13 protein-coding genes, 2 rRNA genes and 2 riboswitches are annotated in these 16633 nt (G+C 68.8%); of the genes, 2 read left to right on the plus strand and 13 right to left on the minus strand.

Annotated elements, in window-relative coordinates:
- Positions 1 to 258: 258 nt before the first annotated feature.
- Positions 259 to 465, plus strand: a complete 207-nt coding sequence (locus ACT2CW_RS15620; protein WP_037964925.1) for a DUF5999 family protein — start codon at positions 259 to 261, stop codon at positions 463 to 465.
- 106 nt (positions 466 to 571) lie between these two features.
- Here the strand turns inward: ACT2CW_RS15620 and gcvP are convergent, their stop codons facing one another.
- Positions 572 to 3487, minus strand: coding sequence for an aminomethyl-transferring glycine dehydrogenase (gcvP, locus tag ACT2CW_RS15625; protein WP_445517003.1), 2916 nt, complete (start codon positions 3485 to 3487; stop codon positions 572 to 574).
- 62 nt (positions 3488 to 3549) lie between these two features.
- Positions 3550 to 3678, minus strand: a riboswitch (glycine riboswitch).
- Positions 3679 to 3776: riboswitch (glycine riboswitch) on the minus strand.
- Positions 3777 to 3923: 147 nt separating this feature from the next.
- Here gcvP and ACT2CW_RS15630 point away from each other — a divergent pair.
- Positions 3924 to 4241 carry a PRC-barrel domain-containing protein gene (locus tag ACT2CW_RS15630; RefSeq protein WP_020873604.1) on the plus strand — a complete coding sequence of 106 codons (318 nt, stop codon included), beginning with the start codon at positions 3924 to 3926 and terminating at the stop codon, positions 4239 to 4241.
- Here the strand turns inward: ACT2CW_RS15630 and ACT2CW_RS15635 are convergent.
- The 12 genes from ACT2CW_RS15635 to ACT2CW_RS15690 all read right to left on the minus strand — a co-directional run.
- Positions 4217 to 5752: a DNA polymerase IV gene (locus ACT2CW_RS15635; protein WP_445517004.1), complete on the minus strand. Its 1536-nt coding sequence runs from the start codon at positions 5750 to 5752 to the stop codon at positions 4217 to 4219. The genes ACT2CW_RS15630 and ACT2CW_RS15635 overlap by 25 nt on opposite strands.
- A 106-nt stretch (positions 5753 to 5858) precedes the next feature.
- Positions 5859 to 6485 (minus strand): MerR family transcriptional regulator, encoded by a 627-nt coding sequence (locus ACT2CW_RS15640; RefSeq protein ID WP_182467177.1) that lies wholly within the window; start codon positions 6483 to 6485, stop codon positions 5859 to 5861.
- A 167-nt stretch (positions 6486 to 6652) separates the two neighbouring features.
- Entirely contained in the window at positions 6653 to 7126 is a 474-nt protein-coding gene (locus ACT2CW_RS15645; RefSeq protein ID WP_014058684.1) for a bifunctional nuclease family protein, read from the minus strand.
- A gap of 52 nt (positions 7127 to 7178) precedes the next feature.
- Positions 7179 to 7931, minus strand: a complete 753-nt coding sequence (gene ftsR, locus ACT2CW_RS15650) for a transcriptional regulator FtsR (protein WP_182467178.1) — start codon at positions 7929 to 7931, stop codon at positions 7179 to 7181.
- 17 nt (positions 7932 to 7948) lie between these two features.
- Entirely contained in the window at positions 7949 to 8776 is an 828-nt protein-coding gene (locus ACT2CW_RS15655; RefSeq protein WP_372455271.1) for an FHA domain-containing protein, read from the minus strand.
- A gap of 130 nt (positions 8777 to 8906) precedes the next feature.
- On the minus strand, positions 8907 to 9800 hold the full coding sequence (locus ACT2CW_RS15660; protein WP_445517025.1) for a DUF881 domain-containing protein: 894 nt from the start codon (positions 9798 to 9800) through the stop codon (positions 8907 to 8909).
- A gap of 512 nt (positions 9801 to 10312) precedes the next feature.
- Entirely contained in the window at positions 10313 to 10645 is a 333-nt protein-coding gene (locus ACT2CW_RS15665; RefSeq protein ID WP_014058688.1) for a small basic family protein, read from the minus strand.
- Positions 10642 to 11568 (minus strand): DUF881 domain-containing protein, encoded by a 927-nt coding sequence (locus ACT2CW_RS15670; protein WP_182467179.1) that lies wholly within the window; start codon positions 11566 to 11568, stop codon positions 10642 to 10644. Before ACT2CW_RS15670 ends, ACT2CW_RS15665 begins: the two co-directional genes overlap by 4 nt.
- A 116-nt stretch (positions 11569 to 11684) precedes the next feature.
- Positions 11685 to 14180: a mannose-1-phosphate guanyltransferase gene (locus tag ACT2CW_RS15675; protein WP_037964941.1), complete on the minus strand. Its 2496-nt coding sequence runs from the start codon at positions 14178 to 14180 to the stop codon at positions 11685 to 11687.
- 114 nt (positions 14181 to 14294) lie between these two features.
- Complete coding sequence (locus ACT2CW_RS15680; protein ID WP_037964942.1) at positions 14295 to 14903, minus strand: CDP-alcohol phosphatidyltransferase family protein; 609 nt, start codon at positions 14901 to 14903, stop codon at positions 14295 to 14297.
- Positions 14904 to 15051: 148 nt separating this feature from the next.
- A 5S ribosomal RNA gene (gene rrf / locus ACT2CW_RS15685) occupies positions 15052 to 15168 on the minus strand.
- 90 nt (positions 15169 to 15258) lie between these two features.
- Positions 15259 to 16633: ribosomal RNA gene (locus tag ACT2CW_RS15690) — 23S ribosomal RNA — on the minus strand; the annotation flags it as partial.

Below are 16633 nucleotides of genomic sequence, written 5' to 3' on the forward strand. Positions count from 1 at the left end.
GATTGAGAAGGGGGGGGGAAACAGAGGAAAGAAGGGGAAGAGTAACGCTCCGCAGCATCCTCGTAACAGTCCGGCCGCGATGAACCGTCCGGGCGGGTGATGCGTCATTATCTAGCGAGACCGGTACCGCGAAATCCCTGCGGATTCCAGGCCGCAGGGCAACACTGGAGCAATCGACCGACTCAACCACGGGGGGCGGCCATGAACGCCGCAGCGAGCCGCAGGACCTTCACCACTCCGCAGCGAAAGAACCCTGTCATGTGCCAGCATCAACCACCCTGCCCGTCAGCCGACTCCGCCGACCGGGAGGCCGCCCATCTGGTGGCGCACCACCCGGAGCAGGGATGGAGCCTGCTGTGCAATGGCGTCCTGCTCTTCGAGGACACCGGTGAGCTGCTGCCGGACGGGCGCGTGATCGCGCCGTGCCGACCGCTGGGTTCCGAGCACGTCGTCACCGCGGCCTGACGGCCGCCGTCGACGGCACGTACCTATCAGGGGCCGGCCCGGCGCATCCGCCGAACCGGCCCCACTGACGCATCGTCGGGCTCGAGCCCGCTCAGCCCTCGTAGGATCAGCCCTCGTAGGACTCCAGCGGCGGGCAGGAGCAGACGAGGTTACGGTCCCCGTAGGCCCCGTCGATCCGCCGCACCGGCGGCCAGTACTTGTCCGCCGCCGAGACCCCGGCCGGGAAGACCGCTTCCTCCCGGGAGTACGGGTGGTCCCACTCCCCGGTCAGCGACGCCGCCGTATGCGGGGCGTTCCGGAGCGGATTGTCCTCCTTGACCCACTCGCCGGAGCCGACCTTCTCGATCTCGGCCCGGATCGCGATCATCGCCTGGCAGAACCGGTCCAGCTCCGCCAGATCCTCGCTCTCGGTCGGCTCGATCATCAGCGTCCCGGCGACCGGGAACGACATCGTCGGCGCGTGGAAGCCGTAGTCGATCAGGCGCTTGGCCACATCGTCCACGGTCACCCCGGTGGCCTTCGTCAGCGGACGCAGATCCACGATGCACTCATGGGCCACCAGGCCGCCGGGGCCGGTGTAGAGCACCGGGTAGTGCGGCTCGAGGCGCTTGGCGACGTAGTTGGCGCCGAGCACCGCGACCTGGGTCGCGCGGCGCAGCCCCTCGGCGCCCATCAGCCGGATGTACGCCCAGGAGATCGGCAGGATCCCCGCGGAGCCCCACGGCGCGGCCGAGACCGGGCCGACGCCGGTGGCCGGACCGGCGGCGGGCTGAAGCGGATGGTTGGGGAGGTAGGGCGCCAGGTGCTCGCGCACCGCGATCGGGCCGACGCCGGGGCCGCCGCCGCCGTGCGGGATGCAGAAGGTCTTGTGCAGGTTCAGATGCGAGACATCGCCGCCGAACCGGCCCGGCTCGGCGAGCCCGACCAGCGCGTTGAGGTTGGCGCCGTCCACGTAGACCTGGCCGCCCGCGTCGTGCACGGTCGCGCAGATCTCGGTGATGTGCTCCTCGAACACCCCGTGGGTGGAGGGGTAGGTGACCATCAGGACGGCCAGCTGGTCGCCGTACTGCTCGATCTTGGCGCGCAGGTCGTCGGTGTCCACCTCGCCGTCCTGGCCGGTCTTGACCACGACGACCTTCATACCGGCCATCACGGCGCTGGCGGCGTTGGTGCCGTGCGCGGAGGACGGGATCAGGCAGACGGTGCGCTGGGTGTCCCCGTTGGCCCGGTGGTAGGCGCGCACCGCCAGCAGTCCGGCGAGCTCGCCCTGGGACCCGGCGTTCGGCTGGAGCGAGACCTTGTCATAGCCGGTGACCTCGGCCAGCCGCTCCTCCAGCTCACGGATCAGGGTCAGATAGCCCTGGGCCTGCTCGGCCGGTGCGAAGGGGTGCAGCGCGCCGAACTCCGGCCAGGTGACCGGCTCCATCTCGGCGGTCGCGTTGAGCTTCATGGTGCAGGAGCCCAGCGGGATCATGCCCCGGTCCAGGGCGTAGTCCCGGTCGGCCAGGGGGCGCAGATAGCGCAGCATCGCGGTCTCGGAGCGGTGCTGGTGGAAGACCGGGTGGGCCAGATAGCCGTCCTGGCGCAGCAGGGCCGCAGGCAGCGCGTCCGGCGCCGAGGCGTCCAGCTCGTCGATCCCGGGGATCCCGGAGGCGTCGCCGTTGCCGCCGTCCACCCCGAAGGCGGACCATACGGCGGCGAGCTGCGCGCGGCCGGTGGTCTCGTCGCAGGCGATGCCGACGTGGTCGGCGTCGGTCAGCCGGAGGTTGACCCCGGCCTCGCGGGCCGCGGCGACGACCTCGGCGGCCCGGCCCGGCACCCGCGCGGTGAGGGTGTCGAAGAACGCGCCGTGCACCACCTCGACACCGCCGGTCCGCAGCCCCTCGGCGAGCACGGAGGCGTAGCGGTGGGTGCGGCGGGCGATCGCCGCGAGCCCGTCCGGGCCGTGGTAGACGGCGTACATCCCGGCCATCACGGCCAGCAGCACCTGAGCGGTGCAGATGTTGCTGGTGGCCTTCTCCCGGCGGATGTGCTGCTCACGGGTCTGAAGCGCCAGCCGGTACGCCTTGTCGCCGTCGGCGTCCACGGAGACCCCGACCAGCCGGCCGGGCAGGTTGCGGGCGTAGGCGTCGCGCACCGCCATGAAACCGGCGTGCGGCCCGCCGAAGCCCATCGGGACGCCGAACCGCTGGCTGCTGCCCACCGCGATGTCCGCGCCCAGCTCACCGGGCGAGGTGAGCAGGGTGAGCGCGAGCAGATCGGCGGCGACGGTGACGACGGCGCCCAGCTCATGGGCGCGCTCGATGACCGGGCGCGGATCGCGCACCACACCGGAGGCGCCCGGGTACTGGAGCAGCACGCCGAAGACCCCGCGCTCGGCGATCTCGTCCGGGATGCCCTCGGCCAGGTCGGCGACGACGACCTCGACACCGGTCGGCTCGGCGCGGGTCCGTATGACCGCGACGGTCTGCGGCAGACAGTCGGCGTCGATCAGGAAGACGCCCTCCTTGACCTTGCCGACGCGCCGCGACAGCGCCATCGCCTCGGCGGCCGCGGTGGCCTCGTCCAGCAGCGAGGAACCGGCCGTGGGCAGCCCGGTCAGATCGGCGACGACGGTCTGGAAGTTCAGCAGCGCCTCGAGCCGGCCCTGGGAGATCTCCGGCTGGTAGGGCGTGTACGCGGTGTACCAGGCGGGGTTCTCCAGCACATTGCGCAGGATCACCGGCGGGGTGTGGGTGCCGTAGTAGCCGAGGCCGATCATCGACGGCAGCACCTGGTTGCGGTCGGCGAGCGCGCGCAGCTCGGCGAGGACCTCCGGCTCGCTGCGGGCCGGCGGCAGGGTGTCCAGCGCCTCGGTGCTCTTGATGACGTCCGGTACGGCGGCCTCGGTGAGCTCGTCCAGCGAGCCGAAGCCGACCTGGGCGAGCATCTTGGCCTGTGCCTCGCCGTCCGGGCCGATGTGACGCTGCTCGAACGGAGTACCAGGTTCCAAGTCGGAGAGTGCGATGCGATTGGCGGTCATCTGCGGGGGCCTCCTGGTCTGTGACGACCTACGAGGGGCACCGCGACTCGGGTGCCCGGACGGCCTCCCCCTCTGTCATCTCAACCTGAGAGCTTCACCGGTCCATATACCGCTTGACCGGTTTTCACCGTCGGTGAGGAGGGGCTCCGGAACTGTGCTCGCCCGTGGCCCACCCTGCTTTCCAGAGTGACCTCACCCGCACGGTACGTGTGCCTGAGAGATTCCGGGGAGGGTTTGCTCCTTCGGCGCCTCCGACAGCGTCGACGGAGGACTCTCCCGCACGGGGTTTACAGCCACAGTCAGCGTACCAGCGGTTCTGCCACGGGGGACGGTCGCGGACGTTCGAGTGGCCGAGTGCGGCGATGTGGCTTTTTGTAGGTAGCAATGGGCACTTGCTAACTGCTTGTTCATCTGTTTGCCACCTGTGGGAGAGAGCGTGCAGACCGATATCGACCCGCGGACCCTGATCGGCCGCAAGGCATTCGACCGCGAGGGCGCCAAGATCGGCACCGTGGACGAGGTCTATCTCGACGACGCGACCGGCGAGCCCGAATGGGCGGCGGTACGCACCGGACTGTTCAGCCGGGACGTCTTCGTGCCGCTCGAACCGAGCGAGGTCGTCGGCGACACCCTGCGGGTGCCGTACGACCGGTCCCTGATCAAGGACGCCCCGGACTTCGGGGTGGGCCGCCACCTCTCCCCCGAGCAGGAGCTCCAGCTCTACCACCACTACGGCCTGGACGTCACGGGCTGACCCGGCCCCCGGCCGGGCTCGGGCCCACCGGCCCCCGGGGTCGGCCCGTCCGGGCCCCCGGCCCCTTCCGCTTCCGCCTCCGCCTCCGCGTCCGGGCGCAGCAGTGGTAGCGGGTCGGCGGGCTGTAGCGCCGGGTCGTCCACGGGGAACGTCCGTACCCGGCCCGGTGGCGACCACGGCTCCTCGAAGCGCACGGTCACCCGGCCCACTCCGCTCCCCTGCACCCAGCCCGCCCCGTACTCGGTGTGCCGTACATCGGAGCCCGGGAGCCAGCGCCGCGGCTTCTCAGCGTCCTCAGAAGCCTCTCCCGCGCCCTCTCTCACGGGCTCCGGTCTCTCGGGGCCCGGCGGGCGCCCGGCGTCCCCCAGGGCCTCATGAGCGGCTTGGGCGGGCTGAACGGCTTCCGCGGCCTGGGCGGCCTGGGCAGCTTCCGCGGCCTGGGCGGCTTGGGCGAAGAGATCCTCCTGTGTGAAGTCCGCCAGACCGCTGACGCCGACCCCCAGCAGCCGCACCCCCGCCGTGGTCTCCACCCCGTCGATCAGCCGCGCCGCGGCCTCCCGCACCACCGCCGGGTCGTCGGTCGGCCCGCGCAGGGTCTCCGAACGGGTGAGTGTGGAGAAGTCGTACCGCCGCACCTTGATCACGACCGTCCGCCCCGAGCGGCCCGCCTCGCGCAGCCGCCGCACACAGCGGTCGGCGAGCCGCGCGATCTCCAGCTGCACCCGGGTGCGGTCGGTGAGGTCGACGTCGAAGGTGTCCTCGACCGAGATGGACTTGGCGTCCCGCTCGGCGACGACGGGCCGCTCGTCCCGGCCCTCGGCCATCAGGAACAGCGACCCGCCGTGAGCCCGGCCCAGCAGCCGCACCAGCTCCGCCTCGCCCGCCTCCCGCGTCTCGGCCACGGTGTGGATCCCGGCCCGGCGCAGCGTCTCCGCCGTGGCGGGGCCGACGCCCGGGAGCGTCCGCACCGACATCGGGCCGAGCAGCTCGCGCTCCGTACCGGGCTCGATGACCACCAGGCCGTCCGGCTTGGCCTGCTCCGAACCGATCTTGGCGAGCATCTTGGAGCCGGCGAGCCCCACCGATCCGGTCAGCCCGGTGGCCGCCCGGATGTCGGCCCGCAGCCGCTCCGCCACGGCGCGCGCCGCCTCGACGGTGGGTTCGGTGCCGCCCGCCTCCAGATCGACGAACGCCTCGTCCAGGCTCAGCGGCTCCACCAGAGGCGACAGGGTGTGCAGCAGGGTCATGACCACGTCGCTCACCTTGCGGTAGAGCGCGAAGCGGGGGATGAGGAACGCCGCGTTCGGACACAGGCGACGGGCCTGGCCCATCGCCATGGCCGAGTGCACCCCGAAGACCCGGGCCTCGTAGGAGGCCGTGGCCACCACACCACGCGGCCCCAGACCCCCCACGATCACCGGCTTTCCGCGCAGGCTGGGCTTGGCCGCCTGCTCCGCCGAGGCGTAGAAGGCGTCCATGTCCAGATGGAGAATCGTCGGCGCACCCCTCACACCTCCGATGCTGCCGCACACCACTGACAATGGGGCGGGCAACGGCCGGTGGGGGCGGGCCCGGGGGCGCCGATCAGTTCACCCCGGGGCGCTCGGCAGGAGGTTTCTAACCGGCCCGGTTCCGGCGCGCCGCGAGCTCGTCGGTCGGGTTGTGCCGGACCAGCGTCTCGCCGGTGTCCACCCGCTCGCCGTGCAGCTGGGACAGCGCGCTCTCCACATCCCGCCACACGACGCCCACGGCGATCCCGAAGACGCCCTGGCCGCCCTGGAGGAGGTCCACGACCTCATCGGGCGAGGTGCACTCGTAAACGGTCGCGCCGTCGCTCATGAGCGTCATCTGGGCCAGGTCGTCGAGCTCCCTGGCACGGAGGTGCACCACCGCCGCCCGGATGTTCTGGAGCGACACGCCGGTGTCCAGCAGCCGCTTCACGATCTTGAGGACGACCACGTCCCGGAAGCTGTAGAGCCGCTGACTGCCCGAGCCGTAGGCCGGCCGGACGCTCGGCTCGACCAGCCCGGTGCGGGCCCAGTAGTCCAGCTGGCGGTAGGTGATGCCCGCGGCCGCACACGCGGTGGGTCCGCGGTATCCGATCCGCTCCGTCCCCCCCGCGGCGGGCTCACGCGGCGGTGCGGCCTGTGCCGCGACCCGAGCCTTCAATGCCGGATCGGCCGATGCGCTCCCCTGGAGCGCGTACGGACCTCCGGCCGCCGTGCCGTCGCCGGTGCTTCTCACGCCGACCTCCGTCCTCGACCTGCCATCTTGAAGGTAGGCAGTCACCCGGGGTGCGTCAACGATCGCCACACTCGGCACGCCGAGTGATAATCACCCTAAGAGTGGTTTCCCGTGTCCCTCGTCCGGGAAAGGCTACTCGAATGCGCGAGCGAGGACCGGCATACGGTTCACTGGCTGCTGGTTCCGAAGTCCTCTGGCGAGATCTGGTCGAGGAACTCGCGGAACTTCTCCACCTCGTCCTCCTGCTCGTCCGGGATCGCGATCCCGGCGTCGTCCAGCACGCCGTCACTGCCGTAGATCGGCGTTCCGGTACGAAGCGCGAGCGCTATGGCGTCGGACGGCCGGGCGCTGACCTCCACGCCGCTGGCGAAGACCAGCTCCGCGTAGAAGACCCCCTCGCGCAGATCCGTGATCCGGACCTCCGTGAGCTGCTGGCCGACTGCTTCGAGTACGTCTTTGAAAAGGTCATGGGTCAGCGGGCGCGCCGGAGCCATGCCCTGCTGAGCGAAGGCGATCGCGGTCGCCTCACCTGGTCCGATCCAGATGGGGAGGTAGCGGTCGCCTCCCACTTCACGCAGGAGCACGATCGGTTGGTTGGAGGGCATTTCCACCCGGACACCCACGACGTCGAGCTCGTTCACACAGCAACCCTAGGACGTGCCCGGCCGGTTTGGATAGTCGGGGCCCGGTCGGTCACCGCTCCCGAACCCTCAGAGCCGACCGCACCAGGGCCGCGTGCAGCCGTACGGAGAGCGTGGCGAGCTCCCGCACACTGGCCTCCGCATGCGCTCTGGTCTGCGGATTTCTATGCAACCGCAGCGGGGCGACCACCTGCTCGACCATTCCGGCCTCCCGCTCGGCGGAGGCTTTCATGATTCGCAGATGACGTGGTTCCAGGCCGAAACGACCGAGTTCGGCGATGAGCCGGGCGACGGTCACCGCCTCGATGTCGTACCCGCCGTCCGCGGTCGGCGCGAGCAGCCCGTACGACTCCCATTCGGCCAGCTCCGCCTCGCTGACCTCGGCCGTTGCCAGCAGCTCGGCCCGGCCGACCCGGGCGGCCGTGGGGCCGTCCGGGGCCGCGCCGGGCCCGCCGTCGAGCGGCCCCGGCTGCCGCGCTCCCTGCGAAACGGCAGGAAGCTGCAATGGCTCACCCCGCTCCAGGGCGTCCAGATGCTCCCGGATGACCTTGAGCGGCAGGTAGTGGTCACGCTGCATCCGGAGGATATGGCCGAGCCGCTCCACATCCCGCTGGCTGAATTTGCGGTAGCCGGACGGCGTCCGCCGCGGCTCCACCAGCCCCTCCGACTCCAAGAAGCGGATCTTGGAGATGGTGACCTCGGGGAATTCGTCCCGCAACAGATTCAGCACGGTGCCGATGCTCATCGACCGGCCGCCCGTGGGGGCGGTGCCGGTATCGGCACCGCCCGACGGTGTCTGAAGCATGGACCTCCCCTGACGGGTCAGATGCCGACGCCCCGCTGGCTCGGGTAGAAGACCAGCCGGTACTTACCGATCTGCACCTCGTCCCCACTGGTCAGGACCACCGGCGCGTCGATCTGCTCCCGGTTGACATACGTCCCGTTGAGGCTGCCGACGTCCGAGACGGTGAAGCTGCCGTCCTGGCCGCGCCGGAACTCCACATGGCGGCGGGAGACCGTCACATCGTCCAGGAAGATGTCGCTCTGCGGGTGACGGCCCGCCGTGGTGACATCACTGTCCAGCAGGAAGCGGCTGCCGGAATTCGGCCCGCGGCGGACCACCAGCAGGGCCGACCCCAGGGGCAGCGCCTCGACGGCGGCCTGCGCCTCCGGGCTGAGCGACGGCAGCGGCGTCTGCCCGGTCACCTCGGAGTCGTACGCCTCGAGACCAGAGATCGAAATGGTGGAGGTGGTCTCCGAGGCACGCTCGGAGGGCGCGCCGCCGCGCAGCGGGGCGCCGCAATTGGAGCAGAACCGGCTGGCCTCCGCGTTCCGGTGGCCGCACCGCTGACAGACCGGCAAGCCGAACCCTCCACCACTGTGAGAGGCCGATGGGTCTTCGAAACCTATGGGCCCGGCCGCGGAGGGGTCAACAGACGCACCCTGCCCGCCGACCTGGTCACGGAAGAGCGGGCGCTCCTCGGTTCCCCCTCCGCTCTCCTCCGCGGCACGCGAGGCGCGGTGGCGAGCGGTGCTGCTGCCGCCATCCTGGCGGGCACTCTTACCGAACAACTTCCCGAACAACTTCACGGGCGATTCCCCTTGACTGAAACAGACCCGCCCGTGGGGCAGGACAAACCCTCGATGCACACACCAGACGGTCCGGACATCCTCACAACGTCCGCGACCACCAGACAGTTTCCATCACGCGCGGATCTTCCGGTGCGTTGACCCCCCGCGTCCACATGGTCTCCTCGAGAGACCCTCATTTCGAACCGCCTCACCGTGATGACGACCGAGCGTAGTCAGGCCGCTTCGCCGATCGCAAGGCATCCACAACGATCTTCTTCTCCCGCTGCACGGACACAGTGGCCTGCTCCTTCTCCAGGCTCTGCACCACCCCGCCCGGGATGTTCAGGGCCGGCTCCAGATCCTCCGGCTTGCCGATCACCTTCACAACATACGGTCGCGTCACTTTCCGTCCATCGATCCGGATCGCGCCACCGCTGTCCGAGAAGTAGGTGCCGGCGACCACGCGCACCGTGCCGATCTGGATCGCCTCGGCGCCCGCCGCACGCAGCTCCTGGACCGTGTCGAGCAGCATGTCCGACTCCACGGAGCCCCGGGAGTCGTCGATGGTGATCGTGATACCAGGACCCTGTGCTGCCACCGTACCCGCGAGCACGCCCAGCTGCTGCTCCTTCTGAAGCGTCTGTTTCCGGGCCTCCTCGGCCTGGTCCGAGCTGTTCTCCAGCTCGGTGCGCTGGTTCTCGAGGCGGCGCTTCTCGTCCTGGAGCCGCTGGGTGCGGGAGTCCAGCTCGTCGAGGATCCGGACCAGGTCCTCCTGCCGGGCGCCGCGCAGCACGCTGTTCTCGTTGGTCGAGCGCACCTGGATGGCGAGGCCCAGGCCGAGCCCGAAGAGCAGCAGGGCGACGATCAGCTGCGCACGGGTGAGCCGCGGCGGCCATACGCCCTTCCACAGCCGCTGGCGGCCGGTCAGGGCCTCCTCCCGGCTCCGGTCGGCCCCGGGTCCCCCCGGGCCGGATGCGGGGCCGGGGGCGGGCCCCACACGCTCTCCGGGGCCGCTCCGGGACCCGTCGGCGGGCCTGGGGCCCTCGGCACGCGTCCCGGGCGTGTCCGACGTGACGGACCGGCCCTGGGCCTGCGGCGGCAGGGCCTCGGGCAGTACGGCCTTGGGCAGGGGCTTCCTGAGCGCGAGGTCCTTGAAGCCGCCCGGCGGGGGCGTGGCGGGCCTGCCGGGGCGCTCCGCGGGCGCGTCACGGCGCTCGGGTTTCCGCTCAGGTTTCCGCTCGGGCTTCTGCGCGGGCTTCCGCTCGGGCGACGGGGTGCCCGGGCGCGGCGGTCCGGCCGCCGAGGGCCGCTTGGGCTCGGCCCGCTCCTGGGGCTCCCCGGGGCGCGTGGGCCGCTCGGGCGTCTCCGGCCGGCGCGCCGGCTCGGGCGACCGCCGGGGCGGCTCAGCGGCCTTCCCGGGCGTGTCGGCCTTCGCCGCTTGGTGCGGCGTGTCGGCCGACTGCTCGGCCTTCGCGTCCCTCTCGGCCGGCCGCGGCGTGTCGGCGGACTGCCGTGGCGTGTCGGACTGCTGTCGCGGCGTGTCGGCCTGCCGTCGGTTTTCGGCCGGCTGTGCGCTCTCGGGCTTCTCCGGGGTGTCGTCGGTCGTCATCGGCCTCACGCCCGGAACACATGGCGGCGGATCGCGGCCGCGTTGGAGAAGATCCGGATGCCGAGCACGACCACGACCCCCGTCGACAGCTGGGCACCGACGCCCAGCTTGTCACCGAGGAAGACGATCAGCGCGGCCACCACCACATTGGACAGGAACGATACGACGAAGACCTTGTCGTCGAAGATCCCGTCCAGCATCGCCCGGAAGCCCCCGAAAACCGCGTCGAGTGCCGCCACGACGGCGATCGGCAGATAGGGCTCGACCACCGTCGGCACCACGGGTCGGACCACAAGTCCGACCACGACTCCCACGATGAGCCCCAATACGGCGATCACGATGTGCCCTTCCCTGTGTCGGCGTCACCCTTGCCGGAACCACCGGCTATCGGTTCCGCGGTGCGTACGATCAGGCTCGGCGCGGCCGGAAGCCGAAGCGAGTCCTGGGCGGAAATGCTCGTACGGATGTCATAGTTCTGCTGGAGCACATGCAGGTACTGTCCGTCCGCACTGTTCTGGAAAGCGGTGCTCAGCCGCTGCCCGTCCCCCACCGCGAGCACCGTATACGGCGGCGCCAGCGGCTTGTTGTCGACCAGTATGGCGTCTCCCGCGGCCCTGATCGCCGAGAGCGCCGTCAGCCGCTGCCCGTTGATCGAGACGGCCTCCGCGCCCGACTCCCACAGGCCGTTGACGACCCGCTGCATGTCGTGGTCGCGCACCCGGCCGGTGTCGGAGAAGTCGGCGCTCTCCCGTGGTCCCCCGCCGCTGCCCGCCGCGCCCTTGGCGTCGTCGACCACCAGCTTCACCCCGGGGCCCGTCACCTCGTTGGCCCCCGAGAGCAGCGCCACCAGATCGGCCTTGGCCCCGCCGTGCTTCTCCAGTGCCTGCCGCTGCTTCTCCCCGACCTCGCCGCGGAGCTTGTCCACGCTCCGGGCGAGCTTGTCCGCGTTCGAGTTCCCCGTCTCGATGCGGTCGATCAGTTCTCCCCGCTCCTTGGCCAGCGTCGGCGCCGATATCCGCGCCTCGGCGGCCCCGATGGTGATGACGACCGCGACCAGGACGAGACCGAAGGCCAGCCCCAATTTGGCCCGCACCGTGCGCGGCAGGCCCGAGCGACCGGTCTCCCCGCGCCGCGCGGCGGCCTCGGCGTAGCCGTCGTCAAGGCTGTGGTCCATCACATTGGTCAGCAGCGACATGGACGCGTCGAGGCGCGGGCGCGGGCGCGGCGATGCTGTGCTCCGAACGGGGGGCTGCTGCGACATGCCGCACATCGTCGCACGTGGGGGCCGCCGCCACCGAATGGCCCCTCCGGCGTGCCGGATCCGGGCCCTCGGGACGGCGGCCCCACGCGCTCAGACGTGCTCGGGCGGCCCCGGGATCAGCGCCCCGCGCTGTCCACGACGCTGGACCACTCGTCCAGCAGGGCCTGTGCGGAGGCGTCGTCCGGGCCCTCCGCCCACAGATGGGTGACCGCCTCGGCCGGGTCGGGCAGCACCATCACCCACCGCCCGTCGGTCTCCACGACCCGCACCCCGTCGGTGGTGTCCACGGAACGGTCCCCTGCGGCCTCCACCACATGCCGCATGACCAGGCCCTTGACCGCCCAGGGGGTGGCCAGATCACGCCGCTGGACATGTGCCCGCGGAATCCGGGCATCGATCTGACTCAACGTCAGCTGAGTGCGCGCCACCAGCCCGATCAGCCGGACGAAGGCCGCCGTACCGTCGAAGACACTGCTGAACTCGGGGATGATGAACCCGCCGCGTCCGTCGCCTCCGAAGATGGTGGACTCCGACCGGGCGACCCTGGTCAGATCGTCCGCCGCGGTGGTCGTCCACTCCACCTGGGTGCCGTGGTACGCCGCCACCTGCTCGGCGATACGGGTCGTGGTCACCGGAAGCGCCACCCGCCCGCTCCGCCGCTCCGCGGCCACCAGGTCCAGCATCACCAGCAGCGCCCGGTCGTCCTCCACGATCCGGCCCCGCTCGTCGACGAGCGAGAACCGCTCACCGACCGGGTCGAACCGCACTCCGAACGCGGCACGCGCCGAGGCGACGATCTCGCCGAGCCGGGCCAGCCCCGACCGGCGGGCGTCGGCGGTCTCCGTCGGACGCGACTCGTCCAGGCCGGGGTTGATGGTCAGCGCGTCCACCCCGAGCCGGCCCAGCAGGCTGGGCAGCACCAGCCCGGCGCTGCCGTTGGCGGCGTCCACGACGACCTTCAGACCGGACTCGGCGATGCCGCTGATGTCCACGGCGCGCAGCAGCGAGCCCGTGTACGAGTCGAAGACGCTCGACGGGAAGCTGAGGTCACCGATCTCGCCCGGGAACGCCCTGCGGTACTCCTGGCGGGCGTACACCCGGTCCAGCTTCCGCTGACCACCCGCCGAGAGATCGGCGCCCCGCTCGTCGAAGAACATGATGTCGACCGAGTCGGGCACCCCCGGCGAGGTCCGGATCATGAAGCCGCCGGCGCTGCCGCGCGCGGTCTGCTGCCGGGCCACCGGCAGCGGCACGTTCTCGAGGTCCCGTACGTCGATGGCGCTGGTCTGGAGGGCGGAGATCATCGCCCGCTTGAGCGCCCGCGCGCCCCTGGAGTGGTCGCGCGCCGTGGTGACCGTGGAGCCCTTCTTGAGGGTCGTGGCGTACGCCCCGGCGAGCCGCACCGCGAGCTCCGGGGTGATCTCCACATTGAGGATGCCGGAGACACCACGGGCGCCGAACAGATGGGCCTGCCCCCGGGACTCCCAGATCACCGAGGTATTGACGAACGCGCCCGCCTCGATGGTCTTGAACGGATAGACCCGGACATTGCCCTGGACGATCGATTCCTCGCCGATCAGGCACTCATCGCCGATGACAGCCCCGTCCTCGATCCGGGCGGCGCGCATGATGTCGGTGTTCTTGCCGATGACACAGCCGCGCAGATTGCTCTGCTGGCCGACGTACACATTGTCGTGCACCACCGCCTTGTGGAGGAAGGCGCCGCTCTTCACCACGACATTGGAGCCGACGACGGTGTGCTCACGGATCTCGGCACCGGCCTCCACCTTGGCGTAGTCGCCGATGTAGAGCGGACCCCGGAGCACGGCCTCCGGATGCACATCCGCCCCTTCGGCAACCCATACGCCGGGCGAGATCTCGAATCCGTCGAGTTCGACGTCGACCTTGCCCTCGAGAACGTCCGCCTGGGCCTTCACATAGCTCTCATGGGTGCCGACGTCCTCCCAGTAGCCCTCGGCGACATAGCCGAAGATGGGCTTGCCTTCCTTCATGAGCTGAGGGAAGACGTCTCCGGACCAGTCGACCGGGACGTCGGGATCGACATAGTCGAAGACCTCCGGCTCCATGACATAGATGCCGGTGTTGACGGTATCCGAGAAGACCTGGCCCCAGGTGGGCTTCTCCAGGAAGCGCTCGACCTTTCCACCCTCGTCGACGATGGTGATACCGAACTCGAGCGGATTGGGAACGCGAGTCAAGCAGACGGTGACAAGGGCGCCCTTTTCCTTATGGAAATTGATCAGATCCGTAAGGTCGAAATCCGTCAGGGCATCACCCGAGATCACCAGGAAGGTGTCGTCCTTGAGTGCTTCCTCCGCGTTCTTGACGCTTCCCGCGGTGCCGAGTGGCTTCTCCTCATTCGCGTACGTGAGCTCCATGTCGAGCTCCTCGCCGTCACCGAAGTAGTTCTTGACGAGGGAGGCGAGGAACTGGACTGTCACCACGGTCTCGCTGAGACCATGCCGCTTGAGCAGCCGCAGCACATGTTCCATGATCGGCCGGTTGGCCACGGGCAGCAGCGGTTTGGGCATGGTCGAGGTCATCGGGCGCAGACGAGTCCCCTCGCCCCCTGCCATCACGACGGCCTTCATATCGGAAGCGTCCTCCTTGAAGAGACGACGGTCATGCCGACCGCGCACGCCCGATGGCCCTTACACCTGAAGTCGCTACGGGCACCGGCCTCTATGGACGCCGCTACGGCGAGCTCAGTCGGCCGCGGTGTCCGCCTTGACGAGTCGGCGGACCTGAACCACGTAGAGGACTCCTGCCCACCAATAGAGTGTTGTACCCCATCCGGCGAACGCCCATCCGAAAATAGCAGCGGTCGTGTGAAGCCAGCCACTTCCCTCACTCAGAAGGAGCAACGGGAAGGCGTACATCAGGTTGAAGGTGGCCGCCTTGCCGAGGAAGTTCACCTGCGGCGGCGGATAGCCATGGCGCCGGAGGATGCCCACCATCACCAGCAGGACCAGCTCTCGCGCCAGAAGGGCCGCGGTGAGCCAGAGGGGCAGGATCTCGCGCCAGGTGAGACCGACAAGAGTCGACAGTATGTAGAGGCGGTCGGCCGCCGGGTCGAGAAGCCGGCCGAGACGGCTGATCTGGTTCCAGCGACGGGCCAGCTTCCCGTCGAGATAGTCGCTGATACCGCTCAGCGCCAGTACCAGCAGCGCCCAGCCGTCGCTGTTGGGCCCGCCGAACTCGGGCCGGAGGATCAGCCACAGGAAAAGCGGCACGCCGACGAGGCGCGCAGCGCTGAGGATGTTCGGGATGGTGAGCACACGGTCCGTCTGGACGCGTGTCTCCTGTACCTCCACCCGGGAGCCTCCCGTGAGAAACAGGCCGATGATGCTCCATGACTCTACCGGTAGGCCCGCACAGGCCCCGCACCGGGGCGTAGTGGACATGGGCACAAAAAAGACCCCGAGGGGAATGAATTTCCCCTCGGGGTCTTTTTGAAGAATTGTTCGGCGGTGTCCTACTCTCCCACAGGGTCCCCCCTGCAGTACCATCGGCGCTGAAAGGCTTAGCTTCCGGGTTCGGAATGTAACCGGGCGTTTCCCTAACGCTATAACCACCGAAACACTATAAAGTTAAACCGGACCCAGCCCACACAAAAGGGCGGTCAGACGGTTCATTGCTTCAGAACCAACACAGTGGACGCGAGCACCTGAGGACAAGCCCTCGGCCTATTAGTACCAGTCAACTCCACCGGTCACCCGGCTTCCATATCTGGCCTATCAACCCAGTCGTCTACTGGGAGCCTTAACCCATCACGTAACCCATCACGTGGGTGGGAGCCCTCATCTCGAAGCAGGCTTCCCGCTTAGATGCTTTCAGCGGTTATCCCTCCCGAACGTAGCCAACCAGCCATGCCCTTGGCAGAACAACTGGCACACCAGAGGTTCGTCCGTCCCGGTCCTCTCGTACTAGGGACAGCCCTTCTCAAGACTCCTACGCGCACAGCGGATAGGGACCGAACTGTCTCACGACGTTCTAAACCCAGCTCGCGTACCGCTTTAATGGGCGAACAGCCCAACCCTTGGGACCGACTCCAGCCCCAGGATGCGACGAGCCGACATCGAGGTGCCAAACCATCCCGTCGATATGGACTCTTGGGGAAGATCAGCCTGTTATCCCCGGGGTACCTTTTATCCGTTGAGCGACGGCGCTTCCACAAGCCACCGCCGGATCACTAGTCCCGACTTTCGTCCCTGCTCGACCCGTCAGTCTCACAGTCAAGCTCCCTTGTGCACTTACACTCAACACCTGATTGCCAACCAGGCTGAGGGAACCTTTGGGCGCCTCCGTTACCCTTTAGGAGGCAACCGCCCCAGTTAAACTACCCACCAGACACTGTCCCTGATCCGGATCACGGACCCAGGTTAGACATCCAGCACGACCAGAGTGGTATTTCAACAACGACTCCCCCTGAACTGGCGTCCAGAGATCACAGTCTCCCACCTATCCTACACAAGCCGAACCGAACACCAATATCAAGCTGTAGTAAAGGTCCCGGGGTCTTTCCGTCCTGCTGCGCGAAACGAGCATCTTTACTCGTAATGCAATTTCACCGGGCCTATGGTTGAGACAGTCGAGAAGTCGTTACGCCATTCGTGCAGGTCGGAACTTACCCGACAAGGAATTTCGCTACCTTAGGATGGTTATAGTTACCACCGCCGTTTACTGGCGCTTAAGTTCTCAGCTTCGCGGAATCGAAATCCCACTAACCGGTCCCCTTAACGTTCCAGCACCGGGCAGGCGTCAGTCCGTATACATCGCCTTACGGCTTCGCACGGACCTGTGTTTTTAGTAAACAGTCGCTTCTCGCTGGTCTCTGCGGCCACCACCAGCTCACACCGCAAGGGTGATCACCAGCAATGGCCCCCCTTCTCCCGAAGTTACGGGGGCATTTTGCCGAGTTCCTTAACCATAGTTCACCCGAACGCCTCGGTATTCTCTACCTGACCACCTGAGTCGGTTTAGGGTACGGGCCGCCATGAAACTCGCTAGAGGCTTTTCTCGACAGCATAGGATCATCCACTTC

This window comes from Streptomyces sp. NEAU-174 (assembly GCF_052665095.1).